Origin of the sequence: Mesorhizobium sp. M2A.F.Ca.ET.037.01.1.1 (assembly GCF_003998075.1) — a bacterium.
Lineage (GTDB): Bacteria > Pseudomonadota > Alphaproteobacteria > Rhizobiales > Rhizobiaceae > Mesorhizobium.
Genome location: NZ_RZSA01000440.1, coordinates 1 through 5164, shown reverse-complemented (window position 1 = coordinate 5164; position 5164 = coordinate 1). Strand labels below are relative to the sequence as shown.

General features: G+C 62.4%; 8 protein-coding genes. 1 reads left to right on the top strand and 7 read right to left on the bottom strand.

From position 1 onward, the window contains the following. The 7 genes from EOA27_RS20875 to EOA27_RS20845 all read right to left on the bottom strand — a co-directional run. Positions 1-806 (bottom strand): HTTM domain-containing protein (locus tag EOA27_RS20875; protein ID WP_189562070.1); only part of this gene is annotated, 806 nt, incomplete at its 3' end. After that, the gene (locus tag EOA27_RS20870; protein ID WP_127257040.1) at positions 790-1149 is read right to left on the bottom strand and encodes a hypothetical protein; all 360 of its coding nucleotides are present in this window, start codon (positions 1147-1149) and stop codon (positions 790-792) included. The genes EOA27_RS20875 and EOA27_RS20870, both read right to left, overlap by 17 nt. Before the next feature lie 403 nt (positions 1150-1552). Next, on the bottom strand, positions 1553-1807 hold the full coding sequence (locus EOA27_RS20865) for a hypothetical protein (protein ID WP_126083245.1): 255 nt from the start codon (positions 1805-1807) through the stop codon (positions 1553-1555). A gap of 295 nt (positions 1808-2102) precedes the next feature. Further along, positions 2103-2282, bottom strand: coding sequence for a hypothetical protein (locus EOA27_RS20860; RefSeq protein ID WP_126083246.1), 180 nt, complete (start codon positions 2280-2282; stop codon positions 2103-2105). Between the two features lie 145 nt (positions 2283-2427). Continuing rightward, positions 2428-2781 carry an SPW repeat protein gene (locus EOA27_RS20855; protein ID WP_126083247.1) on the bottom strand — a complete coding sequence of 118 codons (354 nt, stop codon included), beginning with the start codon at positions 2779-2781 and terminating at the stop codon, positions 2428-2430. A gap of 191 nt (positions 2782-2972) precedes the next feature. Further along, complete coding sequence (locus tag EOA27_RS20850; RefSeq protein WP_245467110.1) at positions 2973-4052, bottom strand: PAS domain S-box protein; 1080 nt, start codon at positions 4050-4052, stop codon at positions 2973-2975. 51 nt (positions 4053-4103) lie between these two features. Beyond that, positions 4104-4349 (bottom strand): hypothetical protein, encoded by a 246-nt coding sequence (locus EOA27_RS20845; RefSeq protein WP_126083248.1) that lies wholly within the window; start codon positions 4347-4349, stop codon positions 4104-4106. Between the two features lie 268 nt (positions 4350-4617). On the opposite strand from EOA27_RS20845, the gene EOA27_RS20840 reads away from it, so the two are divergent. Beyond that, the gene (locus tag EOA27_RS20840; RefSeq protein ID WP_126083249.1) at positions 4618-4956 is read left to right on the top strand and encodes a hypothetical protein; all 339 of its coding nucleotides are present in this window, start codon (positions 4618-4620) and stop codon (positions 4954-4956) included. Positions 4957-5164: the final 208 nt, after the last annotated feature.

Below are 5164 nucleotides of genomic sequence, written 5' to 3'. Positions count from 1 at the left end.
AGATAGAGCAACGCCATGGTGGCGCTGAACGTGTAGACCGGCAGCGTCACATAGATGATGGCGTGGAAGGCCAGGCCCGGCAGGACCAGATAGCGCCTCGTGGCGCGAAACGGCAGGCCGAAGGCAAGGCCATATTCGAGCACGACCACGGCGACGGACACGATGGTGGCAAGCCAGGCAAGGCCGGACGGATAGTCCGAACCGGCGTAAAACCAGAGGAATATCTGCTCGAGCCGCGCGCCGCTCAGAAAAGCGTGGTTCGACTTGTCGAAGGCGGCGAAGAAATAGAGCACCGAGAGCTGCACCACGATCAGCCGCAGCCCCCACAGATTGCCGCGCTCCGCCGGCGGCGGAACGCCCAAGCGCTCGGCCCGCGTCACCGCCAAATAGCGGTCCAGCGAATAGGAGCGGTCGCAAGGGGTGAGCGCGATCAGGAGCGCCGCGACGGCAAGCAGATAGGCATGGTGGTGGGTCCAGGGCTCGCGGCCGAGATCAAAGCCGAAGTAGTAATACATCGCCAGCCCGACCGAGCCGGTCCAGACGGCGGCGAGACGGCTGTGATAGCCGACGAAGAGCAGGATCGTGGCGAGGAAGAAGTTGGCGGCGAGAAACAGGCCGGCCGGCGACTGGTCCCTATAGAGCAGCAGCTCGCCCGCCCAGCGCGACCAGAACAGCATCGCCAGGCCGATGCGGATCAGCGCGGACGAACGCGACGAGCCTTTCGTGCCGGCCGCCCAGGCGGCGAAGCGCGCCGCCATGGCCGGCGTCGGACGCCAGTCGGCGATGGCGTCAGTCGGCGCAGGCATTTTCGGCATCGGTATGGATCGTCTGCCAGCCGCCGCGCGTGCCCAGCCGGGCGCGGACACGGATGTCGGCGCCCTGCCCTGCGACCGTGCAGAGCCGCTTGATGACGGAAGCCAGGTCCTCTCGGTTCTGGATCCACTTCAGCCCGCCGTTGCGGGGCGCGCCGAGCATCCCGAAACGGTCGAGCGGGACAAGCGCGCCGTCGGGCCCGCGGATTTCGAAGGAAGCGTCGATGACGTCCAGCCCGATCGCGCTGAACATGGTCCAGGAACGCAGCCACGGCGATTGTACCCCGAAGACCTGCTCCGCGGCCGGGCCGGCGATCATGAAGCCCGCGATCGCCATGAAAGCGCAAAGCCGCAAGCGTGCCGCCGAAAGCCGACCGGCAGGCCGCGCACCTATCCTGATTGAGATGATATCCGCCACCCGCGCACCTCCGTCGCGATCATAGACCGGTTCAACGCCCGGTCCTCGATCGTCCCAGAAAAAGTCAGGGCTATGCGTAGGTCGGAAAGGCCAACAAGCAGGCGACATGGGCCGCCTTTATTGGGTCAGACCACCTTGGCCCGTCGCAGCAGCCTGCGGTCCGCGCAACGGGCCAAGTGGCCTGCCTTTTGCCCGCCAGCTAAAGGCTGGCTCCTCCCATCCTCCGCTTCAGGGCAGCGGAGAGCTCGAACAATGACCGGGCTGTGCGAGGCTTGGCGATAACTTTTGTTAGTCCCAACTAAAATAAGCAACCCGGCGCTGGCTAGCGACCGACGTGGTGGATCGCTGGCAGCGTCTGGGAGACGCTAAGCGTAGCAGAATAGACAGGCCTGCCGACTTCATCATGGACGGCCACGGTCACCGTTTCATCCAAGTCGCTTGAAGCCATTTCGTCGACGGCGATGTCGTGCAGAGCCTTGAGCGCTTCTCGTCGCATCTCGCTCAAACTGCCGAGATCGACCCAGGCATCACCCAGGCACTGCCCGTTTCGGATGACCTCGAACCTGTAATTCGACATGTGCCATTGTGAGACGAAGGGATAGCAGCCGCATTAAAATTTGAGAGCCGGCTTGCTAACAAGGTTCGGCGATCGTCGATGGCGACCGATAACCCTTCACTAAAGACCGCCCGCCGATCTGGCCAGCGGCCCTGAACGTCACTTAAAAAAGATGCAGCAACGCTAAAATAAGCCTGTGCACTGGCAGAATTTGCGGTCGCGGAGCCCGCCCAGACAGCTCACTTTGATGGTGCGGCGAACTTCGATTCGCCGGGCCGGCGCCGGGAAATCCACCCCAACAGGCAACGGGCGCCGGTCACTTACGTTGGGGCGGGGGGCTGCCATAGCGCCCGCTGGCGAGCGGAGGCTTGGAGCTGGCCACCCGCGCCGCCTCTTCCTTCTCGGCGTCGGCCTTGCGCTTCGGGCATTCTTCGAAATCATGGTCGCGGCCGCCGCAATAGGAGCAGCATTTGGCGGGGATATCGGGGTGGAGCATCGAGACCATTCCCAAGAATGCACGAAAAGGTTTCCGGTTGCAGCAATTGCGTGAAGCCGCAACACCGCCGCCTTACCCCATGCCCGAGAAGATCAAAATTCGAGGAGCTCGCCGCTCGCGCGGCGGGCTCCCGACCGATCACCGCTCACGCATGCGCGTGAGGATGACGGAAGTCCCAGACGGCCCAGGCCGATGCCACGACCACCAGCACGCCGAGGACGACATGCGTGGTCATGACATTCGTGTCAGCCGCAAAGCCCAGGAGCCAGGGCGACACGATCAGCCAGAGCCCGAGGACCGCGCTGACCCATTCTTCCCACTCGGCGAACACCGAAAGCGACGCCAGCGCCAGCGCGCCGAGCAGAACGCCGACGATCCAGGCGTTCCACGCGGGCACCATCGCCGCGGTGAATCCGATAACCCAGGGTGAGATGAAGAGGCAGATCGCGAGGACCAGAGTAATCCAGTCCAGGCTCTTTCTTGTTTCCATCATTGCCATGACAACCTCCATGGAGCTTGACCAAAGCAACTGTATCCGCGTGGACATTGCACGCTCACGATTGATATAATTACGCTTTTGCAGCGCTGCAAGGAGGGCCTGAGCGGCCGCGGCCCGCCCAGACCGATCTCATCCGCCAGACGGCAAGGTGCAAATCACGCTGGCGCCGGCCGCCGCGATCGATCCGACGCTCAAACGGCGATGTCGCCGTCGGTATCGGCGCCGAGCTGCGGAACGATGATTGCCTCGAGCGGCGCGTCGAGCGCCCATTTCAAACTGCCGTCCGAGCGTTCGAGGCTGGAAGAACCGCTCAGCGACTGCGGAGCCACCCGCTGCAGCACCACCGTGCCGAACCCTTTTCGTTCGGCGACCCCCTTCTCCTTGCCATTCCTCTCAGCGACCCCAATTCCTGCCGCGCCGGACGTCTCCTGCCACAGAAGATGAAACCGCCGCCGCGCGTCCGGACCCATCTCGACCTTCCAGGTGATTTCCACATGGCCCCCGTCGACGGCAAGGGCGCCATATTTGGAGGAGTTGGTGCCGAGCTCATGGAAGGCCATGCCGAGATTCTGCACCGCATTCGACTGCAGCGTCAGCAGCGGCCCGGACAGCGAGATGCGTTCCTCATGGCCGAAGGGCTTCAGATGCTCCTGAACTAGGTCGAACAGGCTGGCGCCGGCCCATTCCGAGGTCACCAGAAGGTCGTGCGAGCGCGACAGCGCCATGATGCGCGCGCGGATCATCTGCTCGAACTCAGCCGGATCGGTCGAGCGCTTGCTGGTTTCCCTGACCATCGACAGGATCACCGCGAACTGGTTCTTCACGCGGTGATTGACCTCGCGCATCAGCAGCCGGATGCGGCGCTCGCTTTCCTTGGCGGACGTGATGTCGCGGGCGATCTGCGAGGCGCCGACGATCTCGCCTGCGTTGTTCCTGATGGGAGAGACGGTGATCGACACGGCGATCAACGAGCCGTCCTTGCGCTTGCGCGTCGTCTCAAGGCTGCCTACGCCCTCGCCCCGGCGGATACGGCCGATGATCTCGGTTTCCTCGCTGTGCATGTGATCGGGGATCAAGATCAGAATCGACTTGCCGATCACCTCCTCCGCGCTGTAGCCGAACATGCGCTCGGCCGCGTAGTTCCAATCGGTGATGACGCTGTTGAGGTCCTTGCCGATGATGGCGTCATAGGAAGAGTCGACGATCGCCGCGAGGCGAGCATCGGCATTGGCGTTCGGACGAAAGATCCCCCCTGTACCGGTCATGCGCATCAAATAGGGCCGCCCGCAATCAAGGCAACATATCCGCTGGATCGCATCCGCTTACGGCTTGCTGTCGCCGGGGCTATCGCCGGCCGGCCTGTCCGCAGATATCACGCCGAAATCCTGCGATTTCACGCCCGCATTCGCCGTGAGGAACCCATCCGACGCCAGCCCTCGACGCAAAAGTTCGCGGACCGCGGCCGAACGGCTCGGCATGCGCTTTTCGAAACGCCAGTTCTCCAGCGCCGCCAGTTCCTCTTCGGTCAGCATGATCTGCAACCTTTGCGGCCGTTCCAGCTCAGCCATGCCTGCCTCCATCACAGACAAAAACGCTGCGAATGAGTGAATGCCTCATTGTGAGTAGAAGTAGGGTTTGTGGCATAGGACGTCAAGAATGACCAAGCTGTGAAAGACGGCACAGGCTAACGATACCAACGATGGGCCGAAACCACATTTGTTGTTCTATGCTAACTTATTGATTTTCTTATAGCTTTTTGAATTTTTTGCTTGCATTCCGTGACCGTCTGGCGCATGGTGGAAATCGAGGGATAACCTCCAGGGAAGGAGGCAGTCCATGTTCCGACGATTTTCAATCCGCTTGCGCGACGACGCCCACCACAAGGTGCAACAGGCCTTGTGGACCAAGGGTATCGTCAACATCATCCGAATTTCCGAAGAAATCAGGCTGGATCATCTGGCCGAGAACATCGCCCGCGAGGACATCGAAAGCCTGGTGATGGAGGTATCACAGCTCTACGGGGCGCCGATCGAGTTCGACGACGAGGCCCTGACGGCGCTCGACCTGCCGGAGGTCCTTAAGCCCGACAATCGCAACGACCTCGAAAAGGTGCTGGATGGGCGCATGTCCGGCGGTGAGATCAGCATCGACGTGCTGCATATGAAACGGTGCTAGGCGCGTCGCGTCTGGACGACCCCAATCGACCGCGCCCCTCGGAACGGATGCCACGGCCTTGGCGATTGGCCGAGACGCCTGTCGCGATCGTCATCCACGGGCGGAGCAAGGAGCGAAGCGACGCGCGCAGACCCGAGGATCCATGCCGTGACTTGGAAGCGCCGCGGCGGTCCAGAAATTCTGCACCGTTGCACACTTCGGTCCAGGT

What these genes read in the sequence shown, in the direction of transcription:
- EOA27_RS20870 (WP_127257040.1), bottom strand. Translation starts at nt 1,149, where the DNA reads ATGGCGATCGCGGGCTTCATGATCGCCGGCCCGGCCGCGGAGCAGGTC.
- EOA27_RS20865 (WP_126083245.1), bottom strand. Translation starts at nt 1,807, where the DNA reads ATGTCGAATTACAGGTTCGAGGTCATCCGAAACGGGCAGTGCCTGGGT.
- EOA27_RS20860 (WP_126083246.1), bottom strand. Translation starts at nt 2,282, where the DNA reads ATGCTCCACCCCGATATCCCCGCCAAATGCTGCTCCTATTGCGGCGGC.
- EOA27_RS20855 (WP_126083247.1), bottom strand. Translation starts at nt 2,781, where the DNA reads ATGGCAATGATGGAAACAAGAAAGAGCCTGGACTGGATTACTCTGGTC.
- EOA27_RS20850 (WP_245467110.1), bottom strand. Translation starts at nt 4,052, where the DNA reads ATGCGCATGACCGGTACAGGGGGGATCTTTCGTCCGAACGCCAATGCC.
- EOA27_RS20845 (WP_126083248.1), bottom strand. Translation starts at nt 4,349, where the DNA reads ATGGCTGAGCTGGAACGGCCGCAAAGGTTGCAGATCATGCTGACCGAA.
- EOA27_RS20840 (WP_126083249.1), top strand. Translation starts at nt 4,618, where the DNA reads ATGTTCCGACGATTTTCAATCCGCTTGCGCGACGACGCCCACCACAAG.